Raw genomic sequence first — 26,324 nt, forward strand, 5'->3', positions numbered from 1 at the left:
AAAATATGGAGCAAATTATTTTAGATATAATCGAGTTTTTAAAGCAATTTTCTTATTTTGGAGTTGTGTTAGCATTAACGTTTGAATTTATTCCAGCAGAAGTAGTTTTGCCCATGGTTGGTTATTGGGTGTACGAGGGAGATATGAATTTTTGGCTTGCTGTATTAGCCGGAACCCTCGGCGGAACGACAGGACCTTTAACGTTATATGCACTCGGTTATTACGGTGGTCGTCCTCTATTAATAAAATACGGGAAATACTTCTTCATTAAAGAAGAACAAATTCAAAAAGCAGATGATTTCTTTGAGAAATATGGACCGGTTGTAGCATTTGTTGGACGCTTTGTGCCAGGAGTTCGAACGCTTATTTCTGTACCATGTGGTAAGGCGAAAATGAACATATGGAAATTTAGCATATATACATTTGTAGCAATGTTCCCGTTAACGACTTTGTATGTTTATTGTGAAATGAAATTAGGTCCACATTGGGAAAAAGCAGCGGATGTTGTTGGGCAATATATGTTACCGATATTAGTGGTCGTAGTTATTATTGTAGGTGGTATATTAATCTATAAATTTATGAAAAAAAGAAACAGATCGGAATCTATCTAGTCATTAGCACTCAGGTTAAATTTTTGAAAATAGATGAATAGTACAGGCAAAAGACTCTGAGGGACATACACATATAGGGAATATAAAAGAGAGAGGGGAAACAACTATGTCTTGTGAGTGCTCAGGGTCAGCATTAACTTGTTGTCCAGATAAAAATTATGTGCAAGATAAAGTGTGTAGTCCGTGGTCTGCTACTGTAGTTGCAACAGCAATTGATAATGTTCTCTATACAAATAATATCAACCAAAACGTAGTTGGTACTGGTTTTGTTAAATATGATGTTGGACCGGGCCCAATTACTGTAGAAGCGCTTGATTCTGCTGGGGGTACAATTGATACACAAACATTAAACCCAGGAACGAGTATTGCTTTTACGTATCGTCGCTTTGATAGTATACAAGTTGTGTTACCTGCAACACCTGCTGGAACGTATCAGGGAGAATTTTGTATTACAACACGTTATCCACTTTCATAGCAGAATAGGAGAGGATCGAAATGGGAATGAGAAGTTCCAGTTTGTCTTGTTGTTCTAATAAAACACTTGTGCAAGACCAAGTATGTACAGACTGGTCTATTACAGGTGCTGGTACTCAAATTGTATATACAAATAATATCACGCAAGAAGTATATGGTTCAGGTTACGTGAAGTATGATGTAGGTGCCAACCCGATTACAGTTGATTTTTTAGTAGGTGCAACAGTGGTTGATACAATTACTGTACAACCACAAAGTAGTGGTACTTTCACTGTCCGATATTTTACTACTGTCCGAATTACTACGACAGGAACGACTGTTAATCAAGGAGAGTTTTGTATTACAGTACGTTATCCAATCTCATAAAAAGCATACCGTGAACGGTATGCTTTTTATATTAAGGAAATAATGAAATTGGTATTCTATAAGCAACATGTAAATTCGCAACAGTACTTGCCTTCTAAATATAGTGAAGGATTACTTGTTATATTGATAATATTGATCGACTGTAGGTCTTTTCCTGTGTACGATATTGTATTACCAGGAAACACAGTGAAAATATTGGTTACTGTTCCAACGATTTGAATTGTAATTGCTTCGTTGCTGCTAGTACTATTGTAAACCGAGACAGTACCTGATATAAGTAGTATCCCATCACTTTGCCATAGTATCATTAATTGTGATGCATCTTTGGCAGAGGAGATGGTGTTATTAGTTATGAGGAAATTCCCTGCAAATTCATTTGTTACTCGCTCGCAATTTGGATTTGGAGGAGGGGGCGGTGGACAAGGGTCTGGACAAATAATAGATAAAGGAGCGAAACAGCCGATATTTTTTTTATTCTTCAATACAACCCCTCCTTTTAAGTTGTCTTTTATTACTATTAAATGTAAAAGCATGGCCGATGTGTTAAAAAAGAAGGAAATATTAAAAATTAAGATTGTCTAATAGGCTTAAACCTTAACTTATCATTAGTGTTATAGAAAAGATTATATGTGAATAGTCATAGGAAAAGAATGATCAGACTCTTTTAGACAAAAGGTGGTTGTATACAATAGTACGAGTAATGTTGGACTTAATTTCTAATTAACTGTATATTTACAAAAATCTAATAAAGTTCATTTGTTATTTAAACGACATTAACATGTATTAGATAAAATAGCCCTTGTAATGAATCAATTATTATGAGGAGGATTCACGTGGACAGAAATGCTTTAAGAAAAGTAAAAGGCCTTATTGGATTATTAATGTTTTTTGTATTAGCATTCGTATCATTTCCATGGAGTACATCAGTCAAGGCGGAAGAGAAAAAGCAAGAAAAGGCATCAAGTGAGAAGAAGATAGTTTTTCCAGTTGTAAGTGATGTGCATATTAAAAACAGTGGAACAGATGATACGTTTCGCTGGAAAAGAGCGATTGAACAGTTTAATACACTAGCACCAAAGCAAGATGCATTTGTTATTGTAGGTGATTTCACAGATACGGGATCAGTGCAGCAATATGATCGTTTCATGCAAGTGTATAATGAAAATGCAAATAAAGATGCCGTGAGAATGAATTCTCTTGGTAACCATGATTATTGGAACGGTTTATCTGTAGAGGGCGCACAGAAGCGTTTCTTAGAAAAAACAGGTATGGAATCAATTTATTATCATAAAGTGGTAAAAGGTTATCACTTCCTTGTTATGTCTCCAGAGAATGGAACAACTCATGGCTATTATTCGGACAAGCAAATTAATTGGTTAAAAGAAGAAATGGCAAAAGCGCAAAAAGATGATCCAGAAAAACCGATTTTTGTATTTTTACATCAACACATTAAAGAGACAGTATACGGTAGTCATGAATGGGGAACACAAGATAGCGCAAAAATTAATGCAGTATTAAAAGAATACCCACAAGTTATTACGTTTTCAGGTCATTCACACTATCCATTAGATGATCCGAGATCGATACATCTAAAAAGACTTTACATCAGTTGGTACATCTTCAGTAAGTTATATGGAAGTTGAAGGTGGTAAAGTACAAGGGAATATCCCGCCAGGAGCTAGTACGTTAAGCCAAGGTTTATTAGTAGAAGTAGATGATAAAGAAGTAACGATTAATCGTCGTGATTTCCATACGAATTCTTGGACAGGCGAGCCTTGGAAAATTAAATTACCAGCAAAGAAAGAAACATTTACACATGTAGAAGATCGTGATAAAGAAAAGCCTTACTTTGCTAAGGATGCAAAGCTTGCTGTATCAAATGTAACAGAAAATGCGGCAACAGTAACATTCCCACAAGCATTGGACAACCTCCTTGTTCACTCTTACCGTGTGCAGGCTAGAGATAAGCAAACGGGTGAAATGAAAAATAAATTGTTAGCATTCTCAGAGTTTTATCGTGATCCAGTGCCGAAAGATCTTACGTTTACACTGGCAGGGTTAGATGGCGGGAAAACATATACACTTGAAGTTGTTGCAATTGATTCGTTTGGTAATGAAAGTGCGCAGCCTTTAACGGCAGAAATTACTACGAAAAAAGATGATATTGATCCGAATGTAAAAGTGCCAAAGGCTGATGTTTTCGATGTGAATTTTGCAGATGGTACATTTAAAGACAATTCACCATTTGGTACAAAAGGTGATGTGAAGGGCAATGTGACTATTGAATATGATAAAGCATTGAAAAAGAATGTTATGAAGTTAAACGGACAATCTAATACATTTGGATACCTTCCATTTTCAGCAGCACAAAAAGAGAAAGTAGCAAATACATTTACGTTAGAAACGGTATTTTCAATGAATCAAATCCGTGGCCAAGGTATTTTGCAAAATACAGAGAGCGGCGGAATTGGATTTGAGTCTACAGGAAGTGGATATGTTGAATTATGGGCTCACATTGGTGGCAGCTATAAACGTGTTGGAGTTCAATTAGAAGCGAACAAAACGTATCATTTAACAGGAACGTATAACGGAAGTGAAGTAGCTATTTATGTCGATGGTAAAAAAGTAAATAGCCAACCAGCTACAGGGAAAGTGTATCATCCAAATGTACCATTTGCACTTGGAGCGGATCCTGATAGTAACGGCAATGGTGGTATTCCATTAAATGGACAAATCGCGCTTGCGAAATTATATAGTAAAGCGTTAAGTTCTTCAGAAGTATTAGCAGCGTACAATGAGTTTTCTAACCGTACGAAATTAGAGCAAGTGAACGCGTTATATGAAGAGCTTGGAAAAGGGAAAGAAGTGTTAGCTGGTACGTATGAGTTTGGTGATAAGCCAGGTCAATATTCAAAGGAAGCATTTCAAGAACTAGAGAAAAGCTATAATAATGCAAAACAAGTGTTTGAAAATGTAGGGAGCACGGGAGAGCAAATCGTTCAAACATATAACGAATTAAAAACAGCTAATGTAACATTTGTACAATCTAAAGTAGTAGAACAACCGAAAACACCGAAAGAAAAATTACAAATCAATATTGAATCTGCAAAAGTAGTAGTGAAAAAAGCGCAAGATGCAAATGTAACGGACGGTTCAGTGAAAGCACTGAGTCAAAAAATTACAGTGGCCGAAGCTGTAGTGAAAGATGTAAAAGTAAAAGATACACAGGTAGAAACAATGAATCGTACGATGGAATATGCAATTTCACTCGTTGAAAAAAGCATAAACAAGTAAGAGAGAAGAAAAGAAGCTTATCATGATAGGCTTCTTTTTTGTTATACTAAAAATAGCATAGAATGAAGGAGCGAATAATTTGGAACAGAAAAAGCTAAAAAGAATTCTTGAATATGTATGGATCGCGGTTGTGCTCCTTGTAGGATATTATTTCTTAAAAGAAAAAAGTATATGGGTTTTATTTTTAATGACGTTTTTATTAGCGGGTTTAGGCACGTTATTTATTAATTTCTTCTTTGATAGTTTAAATGCCTGGAAGAATAAAAAGAAGGGAACGAAGTAAAGGAGGGAATATATGCAAAAGTGGAAGCTCATATTTCAGGTGATTATTTTCCTATTGCTTGTAGGTATTGGAATTGTGAAATACGCAACGCCAATAGGAAATTGGGCATGGTTTACAGCTTGCATCGGCATATTTTTCATTTTACAATCGTTGACGAAAAAATATAATAGTACAGAAAGATAGCTCGCCGCTAAAACGGCGAGCTATTTTGTTATGCTTTTTTCTTTTCATCATTTGTTTTTTCAATAGCTAAATGACTATGTTTCCTAGAGTAGAAGAAATAGAAGCATAAGCCGACTATAAGCCAAACTGCAAAGCTAATCCATGTTGTTTTAGACAAATTGATCATTAAATATAAGCAGCAAAGAATCGCGACAACTGGTAATACAGGTACGAAAGGTGTACGGAATCCACGTTTTAAATCAGGGTGTGTTTTTCGTAAAATAAGTACTGCGCAGCAAACGAATGTAAAGGCTGTTAACGTGCCGATGTTTACTAAATTCGCTAGCAAATGTCTAAAAGGCCTGCTAATAAAGCAGCAACAACGCCAGTAATCCACGTATTTAATAAAGGGATTTTTACTTTTTTATTTACACGTGCTAACGCTTTTGGAAGTAAACCGTCACGGCTCATCGCATACGAAACGCGAACTTGTCCATACATAACGACTAAGAGAACGGTTGTCATTCCAGTCATCGCTCCAACAGCGAGTAGTCCTGCAATTGTATCCTCACCAACGAAATGCAATGCAAATGCAACTGGATCAGAAACGTCTAATTGCGTATAAGGAACCATACCTGTTAAAACGAAAGATACAATCATATATAAAACAGTACAAATAAGAAGCGAACCGATAATACCAATTGGTAAGTCGCGCTGCGGTTTTTTCGTTTCTTCTGCAGCGGTTGCGATTGCATCAAATCCTAAGAAGGCGAAGAATACAGTGGCAGCTCCGGTAATAATACCGTCGTATCCGAACGGAATGAACGGTGTCCAGTTTTCAGGTTTTACATATTTTGCACCTGCTACGATAAAGGCGATAATAACGGCTAACTTAATAAGAACCATAATATTATTAATGCGTGCGCTTTCGCGTATACCAAAACTTAAAAGGCCAGTAATAAGAAGTAAAATACAGACAGCAGGTAAATCGATGAGACCACCTTTTCCTACGCCGGGGGCCGAGGCGATTATGGCGGGCAGGTGTATATTGAACCCTTGTAGTAATGATTGCAAATAACCAGACCAACCGACAGCTACTGCTGCAACGGCAAGTAAATATTCGAGCATTAAACACCATCCGACGATGAAGGCGACGACTTCTCCGACTGTCATGTATGCGTAAGTATACACACTTCCTGAGACAGGAATAGAAGAAGCAAATTCAGCGTAACAAAAGGCTACACAAGCACAAGTAAATGCAGCAATAAGGAATGATAGCATAATACCAGGACCAGAATGTTTTGCTGCAACAATACCTGTTAATACAAAGATCCCTGTCCCAATTACGGCGCCGATTCCTAAAAATGTTAAATCGAGTGCGGTTAATGTTCTAGCTAGCTGCTTTGGTGATTCAGTACTAAGCGCTTTTTTTCGTAATAATGACTTCACTTTGGACTCTCCCCCCGTTTTTTCATTTCCATAACTGCGACTATAGTATGAGTCCATTAAAAAAGAGTAAGTAAGGAAGTGGAGGTGCAGTTATGGTATGTAGTTTTTTAAAATTGCTGGATTAATCTTAATATAATTCAGAATATTTTGTCAAATAAAAATATGACAAATAAAATGCGGATCAATAGGGGAAACTACTTGCAGAAATGGACGGGGGTTAACGACCCACTGATTAAAGTTAAAGTAGGAGCAGATGCTATGTTATTTTATTTTGAACTTGTCGTCATTTTACTTTGTACGAAATTAGCTGGTGACATTAGTGTAAGACTTGGTCAGCCTTCTGTACTTGGTAAGTTAATTGTCGGTATTATTATCGGTCCGGCTGTACTTGGTATTATTAATAGTTCTGAACTGATTGATGAATTGAGTGAGATTGGTGTTTTGTTACTTATGTTTATGGCGGGACTTGAAACAGATTTAGAAGAGTTAAATCGGAATTTGAAATCGTCGTTTGCAGTAGCGGCCGGTGGAATTATTTTTCCTTTCATCGGTGGTTATGTAACAGGATTGCTGTTTGGATTAATACAATCCCATGCCATTTTTTTAGGCTTATTACTTTGCGCAACATCGGTTAGTATTACGGTGCAGACGCTACGTGATCTAGGAAAAATGAATACGAGAGAAAGTACAACAATTTTAGGTGCTGCCGTATTTGATGATGTCATTGTCGTTATTTTATTAGCATTTGTAATGAGTTTTTTAGGAACACAAGATGTGAATATAACACTGGTCATTGTAAAGAAAATTATTTTCTTTGTAAGTATTGTTTTTATTGCTTGGAAAGTCGTTCCTTGGATTATGAAAATGCTTGTCCCGCTTCGTGTAACAGAAGCGTTAATTAGCGCGGCTCTTATTATTTGTTTCTCTTTTTCTTATTACAGTGAAATGATGGGAATTGCAGGCATTATTGGAGCATTTGCAGCAGGAATTGCTATTTCTCAAACAGAGTATAAGCATGAAGTGGAACATAAAATTGAACCGATTGCTTATGCAATATTTGTTCCAGTATTCTTCGTAAGTATCGGAATGGAAATTACATTTCAAGGCATTGGAAGTCAGCTTTGGTTCATTATTATTATGACTCTCGTTGCGATTTTCACAAAGTTAATCGGATCCGGCTTAGGCGCAAGACTGACAGGATTTAATCGCCAATCTTCTATCAGTATTGGTGCGGGGATGGTATCACGTGGTGAAGTAGCGCTTATCATCGCAGCAAATGGACTTACGGCGAATTTATTAGCGAAAGAAAATTTCACAGCGATTGTTATTGTTGTTATATTGACGACGATTATTACACCGCCACTTTTGAAGAAATATTTTGTATAAACAGGAAGGGCTTATCTGATGTAGGTAAGCTCTTTTTTTATTCCCAAAAGCAATGATCATATAGCATGAAGGGTTTGTAATTATGGTAAAATCTATGTATGTGATATGACAAGGAGAGGGAAGTGTGAAGATTACGAAGGAGAAGGTTATCGGTGTAATCGTACTTATTGCAGTATGTATACCATTTACTGCATGGAAAGAATCTAAAGTGAAAGATTTTCCGGTTTCTATTTTTTCGGAAGAAGCAGATGGTGAGTACGGTCAGAAGCTGAAATATACTGCTTTTTTACCTGATGTTGCGATTTGGATGAACGGTTGGGAAAAGAAGTGGACAGAAGGGGAAAGAACTGTTTATCAAAAAGGGAATCGCATTGTAAATGTGTTTCATCCTCCTGGCGATGATGGTTATTACCTTCTTGAAGCAAGAGAAAATAAGTGAACGCAACCGTAAGAAGTGGAGGTTAAATAGTGAAAGCTTCAACATTACTATTTAAAATTGAAAGTAATATGGATCAATTTTCACCAGCTGAGAAGAAGGTTGCCATGTACATAATGGAGAATGCAGAGATTGTACCGAATTTAACGACGAAAGAAGTGTCAACGAATGCAGGCGCAAGTGAAGCGAGTGTCGTTCGCTTTTGTAAATCGATTGGAATCGGAAGTTTTAAAGCATTTAAGATAGCACTCGTTCGTGAATTAACGATTGCTGATTATAATATTAACGATTTTTCAGTGATGAATACAGAAGATGGACCGTATGATTTATTTAATAAAGTTACTTATGTGAATAAAGCTGCAATTGAGGCGAGTGTTACTGCAATAGATAAGAGGGAACTTGAGAAAGCTGCAGATCTTATTGTAAATGCGAATAAAATTATATTTTACGGCGTAGGCGGATCAGCTACGCCAGCAATGGACGGGGCTTATAAATTTACGCGGCTTGGATTTACAGCGATGATGCTATCTGATTTTCATATGATGTTGCCGCTTGTGACAAATTTAAAAGAAGACGATATATTTGTTGCGATTTCAACATCTGGTCGAACAAAAGATGTGCTTGAAATGGCGCAGTATGCAAAGAGACAAGGTGCAACTGTTATTGGAATTACGAAATTAGATCAATCATCACCCCTATATAAAGAAGCGGATATTCGCCTTTGTATGCCAGATGTAGAACAAGACCATCGTATTGCGAGTATTGCTTCGAGAATGACACAATTGAATATGATCGATGCTTTATATGTTATTACTTTCAATCGAATTGGTAATAAAGTATTGGATCAATTTATGGAGACGCGAGAAGAAGCGTTGCGGTTACGGAAGTTAAAGTAGAAGAAAAGATGAGGAGACTCATCTTTTTTTTATCCCGTTAACGGGCAGTAAGCCCCTCACTTCAAAATTCAGCGGAAGCAAAGAAAGTTAGGTGGGGGATCAACTGCCCGTAAAAGCCCGATTGGTGCGGGCTAATAATCAGTGGGGATGAACAAAACCCCACTGATTAAAGTTTCACTTTATGATCTTTGACAAAAATATGTCATGTAGTGAAATTTTATTTCATAAAATAAGAAAGGGTTATTGATTTTTAGTTTCTTAAAGTTATAATAAAAGTGTGAAATATAATTTTAAAGAGGGTGGAAATATGTTAGAAAATTTATCGACAGAACATCGTAATGAGAAAACAATGAATCTGGATGAAATGAGCATAAAAGAAGTATTGCAAAGTATGAATGAAGAAGATCGAACTGTTGCGTTAGCAGTTGAAAAAGAGATAGAACAAATTGAAAAGGTTGTACAGACTGTTATTAAATCTTTTGAAGAAGAGGGACGCTTAATTTACATTGGTGCTGGTACGAGTGGTCGTTTAGGTATCCTAGATGCAGTGGAATGTCCGCCGACATTTGGCACGGATGATAAAATGGTGCAAGGATTTATAGCAGGTGGATTGAAAGCGTTTACTAAGGCGGTGGAAGGTGCCGAAGATCGCGAAGAGTTAGCAGAAGAAGATTTAAAAAGTATTGGATTAAATGAGAAAGATACAGTGATTGGAATTGCTGCCAGTGGCAGAACTCCTTACGTAATTGGCGGCTTGAAATACGCACAGAGCGTAGGAGCGAGTACAGCGAGTATTTCTTGTAATAAAAATGCTGAAATAAGTAAATATGCAAATTTAAATGTGGAAGTAGAAACAGGTGCAGAAATATTAACAGGATCAACGCGTTTAAAAGCTGGTACAGCACAAAAATTAGTGCTGAATATGATTTCAACAGCTTCGATGATTGGTGTAGGAAAAGTATATAAAAACTTAATGGTAGATGTTCAATCCACAAATGAAAAGTTAGTAGAACGGTCAAAACGAATTATTGTGGAAGCAACAGGCGCTAGTTATGAAGTAGCGGCAGAGTATTATGAAAAGGCAGAACGTAACGTAAAAGCTGCCATTGTTATGGTGTTGTTGCAGTGTGAGTATGGGGAAGCACTGGAGAAACTAAAATACGCAAAAGGGTTTGTGAAGAAAGCACTATAAAGTAATAGGGAGGGGGATTCTATTATGAAGAAAGAAGAGAGAATGGCCAAGGAAATTTCGGAGCAACTTGGTGGAATAAAAAATATTCGTAGTATTGCTCATTGTATGACGAGACTACGTTTAACGCTTCATGATGAAAGTAAAGTAAATATGAATCTTTTGAAAAAAGTTGAAGGCGTTATGGGTGTTATAGAAGATGAGACGCTTCAAGTTGTCGTTGGTCCAGGAACAGTAAATAAAGTAGCAGCTGAAATGGAAGGTTTGACAGGACTACGAATTGGTGAGGTAGCAGATCATCACCTTGAAGATATTGGGCAAGAGATGAAATCAGAGATTAAGAAGAAAAATAATACACCGGTGAAAAACTTTTTACGAAAAATAGGAAGTATTTTCATCCCATTAATTCCGGGGCTTGTTGCGTCAGGAATTATAAACGGGGTTGCTAACTTTGCGAAAAATGCTGGTGCTGATCCAAATGCAACGTGGTTACAAATGTTACTACTCATTGGCGGCGGTATCTTTACATTCTTAGGAATTTTAGTCGGCTGGAATACAGCGAAAGAATTTGGCGGGACACCGGTTCTTGGGGCAATTGCTGGTATTTTAATTTTCAACCCGGCGATGGCAAACGTAAAATTGTTTGGTGAAGCATTAGTGCCCGGACGGGGCGGATTGTTTGCAGTTATTTTTGCAGCATGGCTTATGGTTGTAGTGGAAAGACAAGTTCGAAAAGCAGTGCCAAACGCAGTTGATATTATCGTGACACCACTCATTACTGTATTAGTTGTAAGTATCGTAACGATGTTAGCCATTCAGCCATTAGCAGGTTTCTTATCAGATGGTATTACGAGCGGAATTAATGCTATTTTAAATATTGGCGGAGCATTTGCTGGCGCAGTACTTGCGGGAACATTTTTACCTCTCGTTATGGTCGGATTGCATCACGGTTTAACACCAATTCATATGGAATTTATTAATCAAACACACGTAACACCTTTATTACCAGTGCTCGCAATGGCTGGTGCTGGCCAAGTGGGCGCAGCAATTGCGATTTATGTGAAAACAAAAAACAAACGACTTCGAAATGTAATTAAAGGTGGATTGCCAGTTGGCTTTTTAGGAATTGGTGAGCCGTTATTATACGGGGTGACATTACCACTTGGGAAACCGTTTATTACTGCTTGTTTAGGAGCGGCTGTCGGTGGTGCATTCCAAGCAGTTATGCAAACAGCTTCTCTTGGAATTGGTGTATCAGGGCTATCTTTAATTCCGTTAATTGCTGACAATAAATATTTACTCTATTTCTTAGGTTTAGTAATTGCATATGCTTTCGGATTTATCTTTACGTATTTCTTCGGATTTAAAGAAGAAATGGCAGAAAACATATAGAGAAAGGGATTCCTTTCTCTTTTTCTATTAATAGAAAGGGAGTTTTATATGATCGGAGTTTCCATTTATCTTTCAAAAGAACGAGTAGAGAAACAAGAAGAGTGGCTAAAAGTAGCGAAGGAAAATGGGTTTACATCTATTTTTACATCACTGCACATTCCAGAAGATGATCCAAATACGTATAAAGAGTTAATTCAAATATTAGGGAAACAAGCTCTTGCACATGAAATGGAGTTAATGGTTGATGTTTTTCCAAAATCGTTACATCATTTAGGGCTAACATATGAAAATGTGGAAGAACTATTGGACTGGGGCATTACCGGTTTAAGAATGGATTACGGCATTGCGCCAAAAGAAATTGCAAGCGTATCTCATAAGATGAAAGTAGCTTTAAATGCGAGTACGATTACAAAGCCATTTTGGAAAGAATTAATTGCAGAACATATAAGAGTAGAGAATGTAGAAGCGTGGCATAATTTTTATCCACGTCCAGAGACGGGACTAGCAAAGTCCTTCTTACAAAAACAAAATCAATATTTACAGGAGTGCGGAATAAAAACGATGGCATTTATTCCAGGAGATGCGGAAAAACGTGGTCCGTTATATGAAGGGTTACCAACGTTAGAAAAACATCGCAATATGCGCCCGCTTGAAGCGTACTTAGAACTTGTTCAAGATTGTGGTGTTGATAAAGTATTGATTGGAGATATAAGCGCAAGTTTGGAAAGTATGCAAGAAGTAGCTAGTGCGAGTAGAGGGATTATTCCATTGCGTTACAAATCATTTATAACTGATAAAGAAGTATTAAAAGTGGTGGAGCAAGTGCATAAAAATAGACTAGATCCGGCTCGTGATGTTATTCGATCTGTAGAATCAAGGGAAGGAAATAGAGTGGTTTTACAGCCGATGCATACAATTGTAAGAAAGAAAGGCAGCATTACAATTGATAATGAATTGTACGGTAGATATGCAGGGGAGATGCAAGTTGCTACACATGATTTACCTGTAGATGAGAAAGTGAATGTTGTTGGAATAGTTGTGGAAGAGAACGTTTCTTTACTGCCTTATATTGGCGCTGGAAAAATGTTTCAACTTTTTCTATGCGATAGAATAAAAGCTTGAATTAGCGCTATTTTGTAGGAAAACATTATCCGTAAAACGGATAATGTTTTTTGTTTTCTTTAAAAAAGTATTTGACGAATGAAATAAAATACCGTATTGTTTTGACTTATAAATAAAAGTTCACCATAACAAAACAAAAAGGAGAGTTCAAAATGAATCAATATATTGGGAATTTAATTATTCGTATCGTGTTAGGAGTTACGTTCTTTGCACACGGTTTAGCAAAGTTTCAATCAGGTATCGATAACGTAGCAGGATGGTTTACAAGCATCGGTTTACCAGGTGGTCTTGCATACGGCGTAGCAACAGTTGAATTAGTTGGTGGTATATTATTAATTATCGGTTTAGGTGTACGATATGTAGGATTGTTATTCGCTCTTATTTTAGCTGGAGCTATTGTAAAGGTAAATGGAGCAGCAGGTTTATTAGGAGATGGAAAGAATCCAGGATATGAATTAGATCTTGCATTATTATCAATGGGTGCGTATTTATTCGTAGTAAAAGCAGAAGGATATGTAGATCGTTTCTTAAAAGAGAAAGTAATGAAAACGAAGTAAATTTTATTTATAAATTGTTGACTTGAATAATTATTGTAACTATAATGATTACAACTAATGAATTACGAATGAAACAATTTAAATATTTTTTTACACAAGATGTAACTGAATTGGTTATGTCTTGTGTAAAAATAAATAAACGGGAGGAAGTAATATGCCTAAATCAAATTTAGAAATTATTCAAAGCACGTATGAAGGATCAGCGTCTTCGAATGCAAAGCATTTAGCAGAAGCCTTCTCTGAAAAAGTGGAATGGACAGAGGCAGAAGGTTTCCCGTACGGCGGAACATATAAAGGCGTAGAAGCTATAATGGAAAATGTATTTAGCCGTTTAGGATCAGACTGGGATGATTATAAAGCAAGTGTAAATACATATCATGAAGTAAACGGAAAAGATGTAATTGTTGCTGAAGGTATGTATTCTGGAGTTTATAAAGAAACAGGAAAATCATTTGAAGCAGAATTTGTTCATGTATGGCAGCTTGAAAATGGAAAAATCGTGAAGTTTAAGCAGTATGTAGATAGTCATATTGTTAGGGAAGCGATGAAGAGCTAATGCTTTTTAAATGGATTGTAGGTATATGTATTACCATTATGGTAATCATCTCTTCTATAGTTGGCGGAAAGAAATTGCTTGCATATGTGGAAAAAGAAAATACAAATATTCAAACCGAGCGAGCGGCAAACGAAAAAGAGAAAAAAGCTGCAGAAGAAGCCCCGCAAATTAGTGAAGGTGAAATTATTTCTACTATGCATAAAATGGTGCACCAAAAGGTAAAATCCTCTGAAAAATGGGGATTTGTAGAGATGACAAAAAAGGAAATTTCTAATGTAAAAAGAGATATTGAAAATAGTACAGGTTTTCAATATAAAATGAAGTTATTTTCTATTATAAATAGATGGGAAAAAGGAGATTTTTCTCAAACTGTTGAGGAGCATAACTTTTTATGGAGCCTTCAAGGTGGAGATACTGGCAAGGCGACGGAACGTTTATCGCCAGAAGAGGAAAAGCAGTATATAAAAGAAATGAAGAGAAAATAAAAACATCGCCAACCCAGATGACGATGTTTTTTCATTAAGAATGTTTTCGCATTAAAGGTCTAACAGGCTGAACGGCAACAGTTTTAAAATGAGAAAATAAATAACATCCTGTTACAACGACAATTGTCCCTAAAATTTGTATCCACGTTAATTCTTCTCCGAGGAATATGAATGCTAAAATGGCTGTGAAAATTGGATTGAAGTTTAGAAAAATACCTGATGTAGTTGCGCCTAATTTTTGTACACCAATATTCCAAAATACCATACAAAGAACTGTCGAAATAAGCCCAGTATATAAAAGTGATGTGATGAAAGAAGTATTTATATTTGAAACAGTGAAGCTACCTATGTTAAACGGTAGTAATAAAATAACGCCGAAAATACCAGAGTACAACGTTGCCATAAGTGGTGTAGTTGTTTTTGTTGCCCATTTACTACAAACAGAATAGATTCCCCAAATACAAACTGCTGCAATCATCCATAAATCGCCGCTATTAAAATGTAGTGAAAATAAAAGCGAGAAATCACCTTTTAATAGGACGAGGATAACCCCGAAGAATGAAAGAATCATGGATAGGATTTGAAGTGTATTTACTTTTTCTTTTAGAAATAATACTGAAAATAATGCGATTGAAATTGCATTCAATGTAGAGATAAGACCTACATTCGTAGCGGATGTTTTTTCTAATGCTAAAAATTGAAAGATGTTAAAAAGAGCGACCCCTGAAATTCCCATCAATATTAAAGGAAGTATTGCGGTACGTGGTGGAAGGATTTTCTTTTCTTTAAACCATACCATCGGTAATAAACAAACAATCGCAATCATCCATCTTAAATTTGTCAGTGTCATCGGCGATGCATGATCGACGAGTGATTTTCCAACGACAAAATTTCCTCCCCATAATAAGCTCGTTAGTAATAGTAAAAAGACGTAAAAATAAGGCATGCTAAAATCCCCTTTTTTGTAATCAATACGAATTGTAAATAATTTTAGCATTTTTCTTTATTGTGTAATATATTCTTTTGTATAATGGTGAAAACTCGATAAAATCTTTAGTTATGAATGATATTTACGGAATGATATTCAGTTTTTTGTAAGGTATAAGGTGTTTTTTCGAATAATCATCGGTAAGAAAAAAGGGGGGAATTGTAATGGAGTCGTCTGTTATTAAAGTGTTGGATGATTTGGATGTACAAATTTTAGATATATTGCAGAAGGAGTCACAAGTAAGTAATGCAGAGCTGGCACGTCGCGTTAATTTATCATCGGCTGCGATGCATGCAAGAATAAAAAGATTGGATGGGGAAGGTTTCATCGATAAGCAAGTTGCGATTTTAAATCAAGAAAAGCTTGGGTTTGATTTATTATGTTTTATTTTTATGAGTACAAATATTCATCAATTTGACAAGCTGGAAGTGTTGGAGAAAGAATTAGAATCGATGCCGGAAGTGTTAGAATGTCACTGTTTAACAGGAGAGTACGATTATTTATTAAAGGTTGCAAATCGTGATCGTAAAGAACTAGAGCAGTTTATTAGAAAGTTGAATAAGCTTGGTATTACAAGGATACAGACAAGTTTAGCACTTCGTGAAATTAAATATTCGACGGTATTGCCGATACGAAATGAGGAACCGAGCATCGATTAGATTGCTTGGTTTTTTGTTTGTATAAATTGATTGACGAGGAGAAAAGAGAGATGTATTATTATATAAAATTATGAATTAAAATTCATTTTAAGTTATAAATATTAATATTGAGGGGCAAGGGGATGTAATATGAAAATCTGTAATGCAGTGACGAGTGATGTGAAAGAAATTTATAGTCTTATTGAGGTTTATGCAAAAGAGGGAGTTGTTTTACCACGTTCTCTTTTGTCTCTTTATCAATATTTGCAATGTTTATATGTTATGAAAGAAGATGAGAGAATTGTTGGAGTTGCTGGATTGCATGTATTAGGAGAAGATCTTGCAGAAATACGATCGTTAGTAGTTTCGCATACATATGCAGGGAAAGGGATAGGGCGTATGCTCGTAAATCATGTAATGGAGGAAGCTACGAAAATAAATGTAAGAAGAGTAATTTCCTTAACATATGAAACAGTATTTTTTCAAAAGTGTGGATTTGATTTTATAAATAAAGAAGCGTTGCCAGAGAAAGTATGGATTGATTGTAGACATTGTCCAAAGGTGGATTATTGTGATGAAGTGGCGATGGTGCGGTATGTTAGATGAAAATTTTATAGAGAAAAAGTTCCCACTATTATTTACATATATAGTGGGAACATATATTTCCATAAGAAATGGACAGGTTATTAAGAATTTGAATTCTTTTGTCTCACGGCAAAATTATAAAGTGGATCTTTAAGTTCATAGTTATACGTTAAACCGTCGACAATTCCTACAACTTTATCATTATCATAAAGGTCGAGCATAAATTGTGCCATTTGTTTTGCAGTGTGGAATTTTGGTACAACATTATCATATTGGAATTCATCAATATCAAATGAACGCTTCGCAAATTCTGTTTCAGTTGCAGCAGGAGCTAAAACTTTTGCTTGCAGTTTTGCGCCTTGTTCTTTCAGTTCGTGAGACAGCCCTTCTGTAAATGCACTTACATAGAATTTCGTAGCGCAATACGTAACAGCATCAGCAACAATTGTGTATCCGCCGCCCGATGAAACGTTAATAAGCTGTGTTCCATCAATCATTGAATAATCTCGAACGAAAAGAGAAGAGAGTATTGTTAGTGCTTCTATATTGACATGCAACATCGTCTCTATTTTATTTAAATTTTGTTCAGCAATTGAGGCGAAATTACCAAAACCTGCGTTGTTAATCCACGTTTCAATTTGAAAAGCTTGTAGGCTTTCATAAAGTTTATAAACATCTTCAGTCACAGATAAATCAGTTTTTCGAATGACAACATCCAACTCAGGATGCATTTCGTTAATTTTCAATTTTAATCCGTTTAATTCTTCTTGTCTTCGAGCTACAAGTACTAAATTTTTTCCGCGAGATGCAAATGCTAAAGCTGCTGCATAACCAATTCCGGAACTTGCGCCAGTAATAACCGTGTATTTCATATAAAATCCCCCTAAATTCAAATTCATTTATGGTTAGATTGTATTTGTTAGAGTATACTCTAAGTCAAACGTTTTTTATAAATTTGATACGGTTATAAAATATATGAGGGTAAGCATGTGAAGGGAGTTTTAGTATGTACACAATTAGCGAGGTAGCAAAATTATTAGGCGTGAGCACACATACACTACGTTATTATGAAAAGGAAAATATATTAATTGCAAATCGTGATACAAATGGAAATCGACTTTACGAAGAGTCACATATAAAGTGGTTGCAGTTTGTAATGAAATTAAAACAAACGCAAATGCCAATAGCGAAAATAAGAGAATACGCTAGATTATATACAGAAGGGGAGTATACAACAGAAGCTCGTTTACAGCTCCTAGAAGATCATAGGAAATCTATTCAGATTCAAAGAGAAAACTTAGAAGTTACAGAGAAGATGCTTGAGAATAAAATTCGTGCATACAAAAGCTCATTGGAAAATAAATAGATGGTTGTTATGTGATGAAAAATGGATTTGATCTATGAGTATTTCATCATGGTGTGCGGATAAATAAAAAAGAGCAGCTAGCAAAAGCTAACTGCTCCATTCAAGGGATCTCTCCAAGGGGGAGTGGAGAAAATATTATGTTACTAGCAGTATTGACAGATTATTAAGAAATATACAAATCAGATGAAAGAAATTTTAAATAAACTTTCGGCATTGACAGTTTTTAAAATGTTCATGTACAATATATATGAATGACATTCAGTCATTTTTATGTGACAGGATGCAGTTAGCTTAGAAATGGAACAAATACAATGGTAAATGAGGATGATAGTTGTTTTTATATAGTATTGATGAAAGAGTATATTTTTTTAAAACAAAAATGACTGATAGTCAGTCATAAGAGGTGAGAGGTATGAAAAATAGAGCATGGTTATATGTCATATTAACATGTATCTTTGAAATTTTTTGGGTGTTTGGTTTTAATACGGCTAATACTTGGTGGCATTGGATTATTATTTTAGGAGTTATCGCTGTTGATTTTCACTTCCTTTCTAAAGCGTGTGAACATCTTGCAACAGGGACTGTATATGCTGTTTTCGCCGGAGCTGGTACGGTAGGTACTTTCTTAATGGATGTATTTCTTTTCGGCGGAAGTTTCAGTGTAGGGAAGTTATTTTTTATCGTGATGGTTGTAGCTGGCGTTATCGGTTTAAAGCTAGCTGATAATAAAGAAGAAACTGTGGAAGGAGCTGCTTAAAAATGGGTTGGTTTTTCGTATTTTGTGCTGCAATTAGTGAAATAGTCGGTGTGATAGGACTTAAAATGTATAGTAAAGATAAGACATTAGCCAATGGTGCGATTTATATCGGTGGGTTTGCTACATCCTTCGCATTTTTGTATACTTCCTTCTTATTTTTACAAGTAAGTGTCGCATATGCGGTTTGGATTGGTATCGGAACAGCAGGTGCAGTTTTGTTAAACATGTTCTTGTTTGGTGAGTCGAAAAGTAAAGCGCGTATCATTAGTGTGTTTCTTATTGTATGTGGAGTGACAGGATTAAAGGCACTTTCTTAAAGATATATTGCATTTTTATCTCCTAATTGTTTATTAGGAGATTTTATTATAAAAAAATGAGTTCCTCTTAGAGTTCACTATCATTGACAGTACAATCGATTATCTTATAAAATGAGTGACAGTCATTCAATATGCGTGTGAAAGGGTTTAGATGATGAATAAAAAAGAGAAAATTGTCTATGCAGCTATTGAAGTGTTTCAGGAAAAGGGCGTCGAAAAAACGAAGATTTCTGATATCGTGAAATTAGCTGGCATTGCGCAAGGAACTTTCTATTTATATTTTCCTTCTAAGCTATCTGTTATGCCTGCAATAGCAGAAGTGATGGTTGAAAAGATGATACTTGCAGTGAAAGAAAAAGTACAAAAAGATGTACCTTTTTCAAATAAAGTGGCACAAGTAATCGATGCGGTGTTTCACTTTATAGAGGAATACCGTGAAATACAAGCTTTAATGTATGCAGGTCTTGCATCTACTGAACATATAAAAGAGTGGGAAGCTGTGTATGAGCCTCTTTATATGTGGTTAAGCGAATTTTTAAGTGAGGCGAAAGAAGCCGGTGAAATTCGTGATTCGGTTCACGCAGAGCGAACAGCGAAGTTATTTATCGCTCTTGTTGAATCAGCAGCGGAACAAGTTTATTTATATGATCATAAAGATGATGAGCAAGTGGATTTGCAAAAGGCAGAAGTACTAGATTTTTTAACACATGCACTACATATAAAGAAGTAGTAAGATGAACCTGTCTGAAAAGGTAGGTTCATTTTTGAGGAAAACTGAATGATAGTCATTCACCTAATACTTATGTATGTGTAGAAGGATAGAGTGAAATTCTAATGAGTGGAGGCATCCTCACTCATTACTAGCCCGCAAAGAGCAGGATAAAGAAAAAGCTTCTTGGGTATTATTTTTTGAGAGGAACTTATGGGAAGAGGTGTTAAAAAGTGAAGAAACCGATAAAAGAACAAAAGATGGTATTGGTTATTCTTTTGAGTAATATATTTATCGCTTTTTTAGGGATTGGATTAATCATTCCGGTTATGCCGTCCTTTATGAATGATATGCATTTAACAGGGAAGACGATGGGATATCTCGTTGCAGTGTTTGCAATGGCACAGCTCATTACTTCACCTATTACAGGCCGATGGGTTGATCTTTACGGTAGGAAGAAAATGATAATCATTGGATTATTTATTTTTGGTGTTTCAGAGCTTCTTTTTGGATTAGGAAAAGATGTGTGGATGCTTTATGTGGCAAGGGTATTAAGCGGAATTAGTGCTGCTTTTATTATGCCTGGTGTTACGGCATATGTTGCGGATATTACATCTATTCAGGAACGTCCAAAGGCGATGGGATACTTATCTGCGGCTATTAGTACTGGATTCATTATAGGGCCTGGAATCGGCGGATTTATTGCAGAATACGGTATACGTGTGCCGTTTTTCGTTGCAGCAGCAATTGCTTTTATAGCATGTGTGATTTCAATCTTTATTTTAAAAGAACCGTTAACGAAAGAAGAACTTGCAGAGATTTCTTCTAATACGAAAGAATCAAGTTTTATTGGTGATTTAAAGAAATCATTACATCCAATGTATGCAATTGCATTTATTATCGTATTTGTACTCGCATTCGGATTATCGGCGTATGAAACTGTGTTTAGCTTATTCTCAGATCATAAATTTGGTTTCTCGCCGAAAGATATTGCAGCAATTATTACAATCAGTTCAATCTTTGGGGTAGTTGTGCAAGTATTTATGTTTGGCAAATTGGTAGACATGTTCGGTGAGAAAGTATTAATTCAAATATGTTTAATTGTAGGTGCAGTATTAGCATTCGTCTCAACTGTAGTCTTTAATTATTGGATTGTACTTCTCGTTACTTGCTTCATTTTCTTAGCATTTGATTTACTTCGTCCAGCTTTAACGACGTTTTTATCAAAAGCAGCTGGAAAAGAGCAAGGATTCGTTGCTGGAATGAACTCGACTTATACGAGTTTAGGAAATATCGCAGGACCAGCGATGGGCGGAATATTATTTGATATGAATATTCATTATCCATATGCATTTTCAGGAGTTGTTTTAATAGTTGGTCTCGGCATTACATTTATGTGGAGAGAGAAACAGTTGGCTGAGAGTTTTGCGAAGTAATAAAACCCCTTACGACGGTAAGGGGTTTTTGTTTTATAAACTTAATCCAAACCGTTTTAATTCAATAAAAATCCCCTCTAATTGCTTTCCTTTATCCGTTAATGTGTACTCTACACGAGGCGGAACTTCTGGATATACTTTTCTCGTTATAATGCCTTGAGATTCTAATTCCTTTAGTCGAAGCGATAATGTTTTTGGACTAATCCCATCCATTGATTTTTGTAAATCACTAAAGCGTAATGTTCCTTCGATAAGAAGATCACGAATGATTAAAAATGTCCATTTTGTACTAATTACATCAAGCGTTTTAGCGATAGGACAAGGTATGCCAGGTAAACCTTTCGTTAATTCAACTGGATCTATATTGTTCATGGAACAAGCCTCCATAAAATTTTTTTGGATGAATTTGCTTTATAGTATCACAAAACTATACTTTTGGTAACTATATGAAAAAAATATCACTACTTCCATAAAGGAAGTTAGTGCATATACAATAGTAATACGAAACATAAAGGATTTATATGAGGAGGTGGTGATTTCCATGGGGATAAAAAAGTTATTTGGATTCCTTAGTTTGTTTGTTATTTGTATTGTGCTTGTAGCATGCGGCGCGGAACAAAAAGGTGAAGTTCAGTTATTAAAAGAAATGCCAAGGCCAAAAGCAATGACAATTGATCCCTCACTAAGTAAAAAAGAAGCGACAGAAATGGTTCATGCGGCGCAGCGTTTTTATGCATTTTGGGATACAGGTAAGGAGGAACTTATTCCGCAAACTGTTACTGAAAATTTTTTCGATAATACATTGCCGAAAGGGCGACCACAAGGCATTGAAGGATTAAAGTTTGCAGCGCAAAATTTTCGTAAAGTTGTGCCTGATATACATTGTGAGATTGAAGACTTATTAGTTGTTGGTGATAAAGTAACAGCCCGTCTTTCTTTTACAGGAACGCATAATGGTAAGAAAATTAATTTTTTTGCAATTGATATTTTACATGTGAAAGACGAAAAGATAACGGAAGATTGGCATTTAGAAGATAATCTTACACTACAGCAGCAACTCGGCTTAATAGCCGAAGAGTAGATCATATAGGGGAGAGAAAAACGATGAAAAATATATTTATTATAAATGGACATGAAAAATACGGTACAAAGGAAGGACGATTAAATAGAACGTTAGTAGATTATATGGTTACTGTATTAGGCGAGAATCATCATGTGAAAACAACAACGATTCAAGATGGTTACAATATTAAAGAAGAACAAGATAAGTTTTTATGGGCCGATGTTGTTATTTATCAAACACCGATTTATTGGTTTAGTGTACCGGGCTTATTTAAAACGTATATGGATGAAGTATATGAATACGGTTTGTTCTTTAAAGGTGCAGATGAATATGGAACAGGTGGTTTATTAAAAAAGAAAGAGTATATGTTCTCTACAACTTGGAATGCACCTGAAAAAGCATTTGGAGATAAGACAAAGTTCTTTGAAGGAGAAAGTTTAGAATCAGCGCTTAGTCATTTACACCGCGTGCAAAAGTTTCTCGGTATGAGTCCGTTAAAGAGTTTTGCTTGTTATGATGTGGTGAAGAATCCGGATATAGAGAAGTTTTTAGTGAACTTGAAAGATCATTTAGATGGAGTAATTAAATAATAGTATGTGAAGAAGGTACTACTAAGGATGTAGTACCTTCTCCTTTTATAAAAACTCACACTTTAATACGTGGATGGCTGTATCCATAACTTCGCAAAATTTGCCCAACCAAATGAATCAATTGTTACGTTTTTTAAAGAAGAAGGGTATGTTTTTCTTTTTAAAACGTGATAGTTAAATAAAATGATGTGTTCTGTTTGTAAAAATTCTTCGACCTCATACATGAGCTCGTAGCGTTTTTCTTTATTTTCTTCTAATAAAAAGGTATCAAGTAAACAGTTAATTTGTTTTTCATAGTGTGGGTCCATGAACCGATTTATGAAGCAACTTTTATTTTTAAATACATTTAAGAATGCAAGTTCATGATCGGCAGCAAACACTTCTCCCATGAAAATAATATCGGCATGTTGATCGATAGAACGGTTCATATAATCTGAAACGAGAAAGGGGTGAAGCTCTACTTGTATACCTAAACTTTCACATCGTTCTTTTAGGAAATATGCGTCATTTGCACTATCTTTAAATGCGAAGAAGTAAATATGTATCGTTTCTCCATTATAGGTGCTCTTTTTTAAATACTCTTTCGCTTTTTCTAAAGAGTAAGCTCTTTTAGAAGCTTGGCGACTTCTTTCAGGGAAAAAGCTTGATGCAGCAATTGTTCGTCTACCCTCTATGCTACGAAGTATCGTTTCAACATCATATAGTTCTCTCCAAGCCTTTCGAAAGTAAATATCGTGATGAGGACCAGGTTTTGTAAAGTTGAAGCTAGCATAAATACAACCTATTTCTTCTATTTGTATATCATGCCTTTCATTTTCCTCTTCGTTTGGTAGTTCATAATCAGCATCTATTTGCACATGGTCAGGAATACCCCAAAATTCAATACGGTCTAATAATGCGCGCTCTTTAAAATAATGAGTGAACGCTTCGAGTACGATATTATCTTCAGAGTAATGAGCAAGTTTGAAAGGTCCAGTACCTATATAATGATGATTTTGAATACTCGTATCACGCGGTAAAATTGCGAGCTGCATGGAACTTACATAGTGTAAGAAAAATAAATTTGGTTTTGCTAAATGAAATCGAATTTGCAGTGGTGATGGCGTTTCAATTTGAACAATTTCTTCTGTTAACCATTCGAAAGGAGAGTGAACCTCTTTTAGTCTTTCAAATGAAAATTGTACATCTTTAGAAGTTAAAACTGTTTCGTTATGAAAATATACATCCTTTCGTAAATAAAAAGTCCACGTAAGCCCGTCTTCACTTAATTCCCACGTATGCGCAATGTGTGGTTCCATTTTTTCAGTAACATCGTTATAGACGACTAACGTATCAAAAATTTGACTCGTAAGATGGCTCTCTGTAGTTACAGCCACAAAAGCCGGATCTAATGGGAATATCTTTCTCGATATAGGAATCTTTAATATGTCGTACATATCATTTGAAGGTTCGTATCCAAAATGATGATGTAGTTTGTTTTCTATCTTTTTTTGAAGTGCAGGGGGTAGGGGTTCTTTTAAAAGAAGAAAAACATCCTTTAATTTTTCTTGCGCTAACAGGTCATCTGTATAGGACTCAATCGCTTCTACGAAATTATGTATAAATAGAATTTCCGTTTTATTTCCGCGGCCTCGCCCTGGAGTCCAGCTAATTAATTGCTCCTCGCTCATTTTCTTTAATAAAATCTTTACGTTTTTCGTACTGCAATATAAAACATCCGCTAATTCTTGTAAGCTATTTCGCATATGTTGTTGATCTTGTGCATGTAGTCTTAGTCTAATGTAATAGTCCATAATTTTCATATATACACTTCCTTCTATCATAAAAGGGGAAACTCTTTAGAATATTCTAACCTTTTTCTTCCTTTTTTTCAAAGTAAAATAAGTAAGCATAAGGAGGGGGAAACAATGGGATTTTGGAGTATGCATCGAAATATAAAAATTAGAATTATAACTTCGTTTTTAACACGTACTGTGTCCACGATGATTTTTCCATTTATGGCGATTTATTTTTCAATAAAGTTAGGTAGTGCGGTTGCTGGTGCGTTACTACTCATTAATGTCATAGTTTCATTAGTAATTGGTTTATACGGTGGATATGTTGGAGACCTGCTTGGGCGTAAAAAGGTTATGATTATCGGTCAAAGTATACAAGTCATTTCTATTGCTTGTATGGGAGTTGCGAATTCGGATTATGTAGATTCACCGTGGTTAACATTTATCTTTATGCTAGTGAATAGTTTAGGATCTGGACTTATGAATCCTGCGACAGAGGCGATGTTAATTGATGTGAGTACACCTGAAAATCGAAAAGTAATGTACAGCATTAATTATTGGGCTATTAATTTATCCATTGCGATTGGAGCAATATTTGGTGGATTACTATTTGAAAACTATAGATTGCAATTGTTTATCGTATTAACGCTTGTTGCGATTATTACTCTATATGTGATGGCTGTGTATATGGAAGAAGTGTATGTAGCACGAAAAACGGTGGAGAAGAAAAATGTATTAAAAGGTATGGCAGATAGTTATAAAGTCGTGATGAAAGATAAAGCATTTTTAATTTTTTGTGCAGCGAGTATATGTACATTGTCTTTAGAGTTTCAAATTAATAATTATTTAGGTGTTCGCTTGCAGAAGGAATTTGAAACGGTGCACTTTTTCTTTGGAAATGGTGTTACGTTTGATTTAACAGGTATTCGCATGCTGAGCTGGATATCAGCGGAGAATACAATTTTAGTTGTGTTATGTTCAGCACTTCTTATTAAAATGCTGAAAAGCTTCAACGATTTGAAAATCTTATATGTAGGTTTATTCATTTATACAATTGGATTTACAATACTCGGAACGAGCAATAGCTTATGGATTTTATTAATTGCAGGGCTTTTCCAAACGGTAGGTGAGATGATGTATGTGCCAGTGCGTCAATCTATTATGGCAGATATGGTGCCAAATGAGGCAAGAGGTTCTTATATGGCGATTAACGGAATGGTCTTTCAAGTGGCAAAAATGAACGGGGCATTAGATGTTATGCTAGGTTCATTTATTGCATCTTGGGGCATGAGTGCTCTGTACTTTATCGTTGGTATGAGCAGTATTTTATTATTTATGAAGGCGATAGGGAAAGAGAAGTATGAGGATGAGAGAAATGTTTCTCAAATTGGATGAAACTATATAAAAGCGAACCAGTTATACTGGGACTCGCTTTTTATATA

The 26,324-nt window shown here is 35.6% G+C and carries 30 protein-coding genes and 2 pseudogenes; 26 read left to right on the forward strand and 6 right to left on the reverse strand.

The features are described from left to right. Window positions 1–5 precede the first annotated feature (5 nt). The 3 genes from BC_RS04170 (at window position 6) to BC_RS04180 (ending at window position 1,451) form a co-directional block, all read left to right on the forward strand. On the forward strand, window positions 6–611 hold the full coding sequence (locus BC_RS04170) for a DedA family protein (RefSeq protein WP_000435003.1): 606 nt from the start codon (window positions 6–8) through the stop codon (window positions 609–611). A gap of 106 nt (window positions 612–717) precedes the next feature. Continuing rightward, window positions 718–1,086, forward strand: a complete 369-nt coding sequence (locus BC_RS04175; protein WP_001277540.1) for a DUF3992 domain-containing protein — start codon at window positions 718–720, stop codon at window positions 1,084–1,086. A gap of 20 nt (window positions 1,087–1,106) precedes the next feature. Beyond that, on the forward strand, window positions 1,107–1,451 hold the full coding sequence (locus BC_RS04180; RefSeq protein ID WP_000525819.1) for a DUF3992 domain-containing protein: 345 nt from the start codon (window positions 1,107–1,109) through the stop codon (window positions 1,449–1,451). 56 nt (window positions 1,452–1,507) lie between these two features. Here BC_RS04180 and BC_RS04185 read toward each other — a convergent pair whose 3' ends face one another. Beyond that, on the reverse strand, window positions 1,508–1,915 hold the full coding sequence (locus tag BC_RS04185; protein WP_250702592.1) for an S-Ena type endospore appendage: 408 nt from the start codon (window positions 1,913–1,915) through the stop codon (window positions 1,508–1,510). Here BC_RS04185 and BC_RS27915 point away from each other — a divergent pair. From BC_RS27915 to BC_RS27505, 4 genes and pseudogenes are all read left to right on the forward strand, one after another. Continuing rightward, window positions 1,803–2,033 carry a hypothetical protein gene (locus tag BC_RS27915; protein ID WP_001224933.1) on the forward strand — a complete coding sequence of 77 codons (231 nt, stop codon included), beginning with the start codon at window positions 1,803–1,805 and terminating at the stop codon, window positions 2,031–2,033. The two genes, BC_RS04185 and BC_RS27915, sit on opposite strands and share 113 nt — an antisense overlap. Before the next feature lie 251 nt (window positions 2,034–2,284). Beyond that, window positions 2,285–4,745, forward strand: a pseudogene (locus tag BC_RS04190) (LamG-like jellyroll fold domain-containing protein). A gap of 79 nt (window positions 4,746–4,824) precedes the next feature. Then, the gene (locus tag BC_RS04195) at window positions 4,825–5,028 is read left to right on the forward strand and encodes a hypothetical protein (protein ID WP_000435797.1); all 204 of its coding nucleotides are present in this window, start codon (window positions 4,825–4,827) and stop codon (window positions 5,026–5,028) included. A 12-nt stretch (window positions 5,029–5,040) separates the two neighbouring features. After that, entirely contained in the window at window positions 5,041–5,211 is a 171-nt protein-coding gene (locus BC_RS27505; RefSeq protein WP_001174832.1) for a hypothetical protein, read from the forward strand. 28 nt (window positions 5,212–5,239) lie between these two features. On the opposite strand, the pseudogene BC_RS04200 reads toward BC_RS27505, so the two are convergent. Next, window positions 5,240–6,639, reverse strand: a pseudogene (locus BC_RS04200) (amino acid permease). A gap of 162 nt (window positions 6,640–6,801) precedes the next feature. Between BC_RS04200 and BC_RS04205 the strand changes: the two are divergent. The 9 genes from BC_RS04205 to BC_RS04245 all read left to right on the forward strand — a co-directional run bounded on the left by BC_RS04205 (window position 6,802) and on the right by BC_RS04245 (window position 14,658). Beyond that, window positions 6,802–8,025, forward strand: coding sequence for a cation:proton antiporter (locus BC_RS04205; RefSeq protein ID WP_060852387.1), 1,224 nt, complete (start codon window positions 6,802–6,804; stop codon window positions 8,023–8,025). A gap of 124 nt (window positions 8,026–8,149) precedes the next feature. After that, entirely contained in the window at window positions 8,150–8,464 is a 315-nt protein-coding gene (locus BC_RS04210; RefSeq protein ID WP_000704958.1) for a hypothetical protein, read from the forward strand. 29 nt (window positions 8,465–8,493) lie between these two features. Beyond that, entirely contained in the window at window positions 8,494–9,357 is an 864-nt protein-coding gene (locus BC_RS04215) for a MurR/RpiR family transcriptional regulator (protein ID WP_000648169.1), read from the forward strand. Window positions 9,358–9,664: 307 nt separating this feature from the next. After that, entirely contained in the window at window positions 9,665–10,549 is an 885-nt protein-coding gene (gene murQ / locus BC_RS04220; protein ID WP_000892350.1) for an N-acetylmuramic acid 6-phosphate etherase, read from the forward strand. A gap of 24 nt (window positions 10,550–10,573) precedes the next feature. After that, the gene (locus BC_RS04225) at window positions 10,574–11,938 is read left to right on the forward strand and encodes a PTS transporter subunit EIIC (protein WP_000711301.1); all 1,365 of its coding nucleotides are present in this window, start codon (window positions 10,574–10,576) and stop codon (window positions 11,936–11,938) included. A gap of 48 nt (window positions 11,939–11,986) precedes the next feature. Further along, the gene (locus BC_RS04230; RefSeq protein ID WP_000580623.1) at window positions 11,987–13,060 is read left to right on the forward strand and encodes a DUF871 domain-containing protein; all 1,074 of its coding nucleotides are present in this window, start codon (window positions 11,987–11,989) and stop codon (window positions 13,058–13,060) included. A 152-nt stretch (window positions 13,061–13,212) separates the two neighbouring features. Next, window positions 13,213–13,617, forward strand: coding sequence for a DoxX family protein (locus BC_RS04235; protein WP_001077751.1), 405 nt, complete (start codon window positions 13,213–13,215; stop codon window positions 13,615–13,617). A gap of 154 nt (window positions 13,618–13,771) precedes the next feature. Next, the gene (locus tag BC_RS04240; protein WP_001126699.1) at window positions 13,772–14,173 is read left to right on the forward strand and encodes a nuclear transport factor 2 family protein; all 402 of its coding nucleotides are present in this window, start codon (window positions 13,772–13,774) and stop codon (window positions 14,171–14,173) included. Next, window positions 14,173–14,658, forward strand: coding sequence for a PRK06770 family protein (locus BC_RS04245; RefSeq protein WP_000897995.1), 486 nt, complete (start codon window positions 14,173–14,175; stop codon window positions 14,656–14,658). Before BC_RS04240 ends, BC_RS04245 begins: the two co-directional genes overlap by 1 nt. Before the next feature lie 34 nt (window positions 14,659–14,692). Here BC_RS04245 and BC_RS04250 read toward each other — a convergent pair whose 3' ends face one another. Then, entirely contained in the window at window positions 14,693–15,604 is a 912-nt protein-coding gene (locus tag BC_RS04250) for a DMT family transporter (RefSeq protein ID WP_001146242.1), read from the reverse strand. 206 nt (window positions 15,605–15,810) lie between these two features. Between BC_RS04250 and BC_RS04255 the strand changes: the two genes are divergently transcribed. Together BC_RS04255 and BC_RS04260 are read left to right on the forward strand one after the other, a co-directional pair. Then, entirely contained in the window at window positions 15,811–16,305 is a 495-nt protein-coding gene (locus BC_RS04255) for an Lrp/AsnC family transcriptional regulator (protein WP_000446112.1), read from the forward strand. A gap of 129 nt (window positions 16,306–16,434) precedes the next feature. Beyond that, window positions 16,435–16,890 carry an N-acetyltransferase gene (locus BC_RS04260; protein WP_000686664.1) on the forward strand — a complete coding sequence of 152 codons (456 nt, stop codon included), beginning with the start codon at window positions 16,435–16,437 and terminating at the stop codon, window positions 16,888–16,890. Between the two features lie 80 nt (window positions 16,891–16,970). Here the strand turns inward: BC_RS04260 and BC_RS04265 are convergent, their stop codons facing one another. Next, the gene (locus tag BC_RS04265) at window positions 16,971–17,741 is read right to left on the reverse strand and encodes an SDR family NAD(P)-dependent oxidoreductase (RefSeq protein ID WP_000878068.1); all 771 of its coding nucleotides are present in this window, start codon (window positions 17,739–17,741) and stop codon (window positions 16,971–16,973) included. Between the two features lie 134 nt (window positions 17,742–17,875). Between BC_RS04265 and BC_RS04270 the strand changes: the two genes are divergently transcribed. The 5 genes from BC_RS04270 to BC_RS04290 all read left to right on the forward strand — a co-directional run bounded on the left by BC_RS04270 (window position 17,876) and on the right by BC_RS04290 (window position 21,454). After that, window positions 17,876–18,235 (forward strand): MerR family transcriptional regulator, encoded by a 360-nt coding sequence (locus tag BC_RS04270; protein ID WP_000288073.1) that lies wholly within the window; start codon window positions 17,876–17,878, stop codon window positions 18,233–18,235. A gap of 412 nt (window positions 18,236–18,647) precedes the next feature. Further along, the gene (locus BC_RS04275; protein WP_000796022.1) at window positions 18,648–18,992 is read left to right on the forward strand and encodes a DMT family transporter; all 345 of its coding nucleotides are present in this window, start codon (window positions 18,648–18,650) and stop codon (window positions 18,990–18,992) included. Window positions 18,993–18,994: 2 nt separating this feature from the next. Further along, window positions 18,995–19,309, forward strand: coding sequence for a DMT family transporter (locus BC_RS04280; protein ID WP_000539671.1), 315 nt, complete (start codon window positions 18,995–18,997; stop codon window positions 19,307–19,309). A 151-nt stretch (window positions 19,310–19,460) separates the two neighbouring features. After that, window positions 19,461–20,039: a TetR family transcriptional regulator gene (locus BC_RS04285; RefSeq protein WP_002025356.1), complete on the forward strand. Its 579-nt coding sequence runs from the start codon at window positions 19,461–19,463 to the stop codon at window positions 20,037–20,039. Window positions 20,040–20,251: 212 nt separating this feature from the next. Continuing rightward, a complete protein-coding gene (locus BC_RS04290; RefSeq protein WP_000742961.1) occupies window positions 20,252–21,454 on the forward strand; it encodes an MFS transporter in 1,203 nt (400 codons plus the stop codon). A 33-nt stretch (window positions 21,455–21,487) separates the two neighbouring features. Here BC_RS04290 and BC_RS04295 read toward each other — a convergent pair whose 3' ends face one another. Then, entirely contained in the window at window positions 21,488–21,826 is a 339-nt protein-coding gene (locus BC_RS04295; RefSeq protein ID WP_001059470.1) for a winged helix-turn-helix transcriptional regulator, read from the reverse strand. A 169-nt stretch (window positions 21,827–21,995) separates the two neighbouring features. On the opposite strand from BC_RS04295, the gene BC_RS04300 reads away from it, so the two are divergent. Together BC_RS04300 and BC_RS04305 are read left to right on the forward strand one after the other, a co-directional pair. Then, window positions 21,996–22,535 carry an ester cyclase gene (locus tag BC_RS04300; protein WP_000511551.1) on the forward strand — a complete coding sequence of 180 codons (540 nt, stop codon included), beginning with the start codon at window positions 21,996–21,998 and terminating at the stop codon, window positions 22,533–22,535. 23 nt (window positions 22,536–22,558) lie between these two features. Further along, entirely contained in the window at window positions 22,559–23,107 is a 549-nt protein-coding gene (locus BC_RS04305; RefSeq protein WP_000789193.1) for an NAD(P)H-dependent oxidoreductase, read from the forward strand. A gap of 62 nt (window positions 23,108–23,169) precedes the next feature. Here the strand turns inward: BC_RS04305 and BC_RS04310 are convergent, their stop codons facing one another. After that, window positions 23,170–24,930, reverse strand: a complete 1,761-nt coding sequence (locus BC_RS04310) for an SgrR family transcriptional regulator (protein ID WP_000569512.1) — start codon at window positions 24,928–24,930, stop codon at window positions 23,170–23,172. Window positions 24,931–25,014: 84 nt separating this feature from the next. On the opposite strand from BC_RS04310, the gene BC_RS04315 reads away from it, so the two are divergent. Beyond that, a complete protein-coding gene (locus BC_RS04315; RefSeq protein ID WP_000508232.1) occupies window positions 25,015–26,277 on the forward strand; it encodes an MDR family MFS transporter in 1,263 nt (420 codons plus the stop codon). Window positions 26,278–26,324 lie beyond the last annotated feature (47 nt).

Origin of the sequence: Bacillus cereus ATCC 14579 (assembly GCF_000007825.1) — a bacterium.
Taxonomy (GTDB): domain Bacteria; phylum Bacillota; class Bacilli; order Bacillales; family Bacillaceae_G; genus Bacillus_A; species Bacillus_A cereus.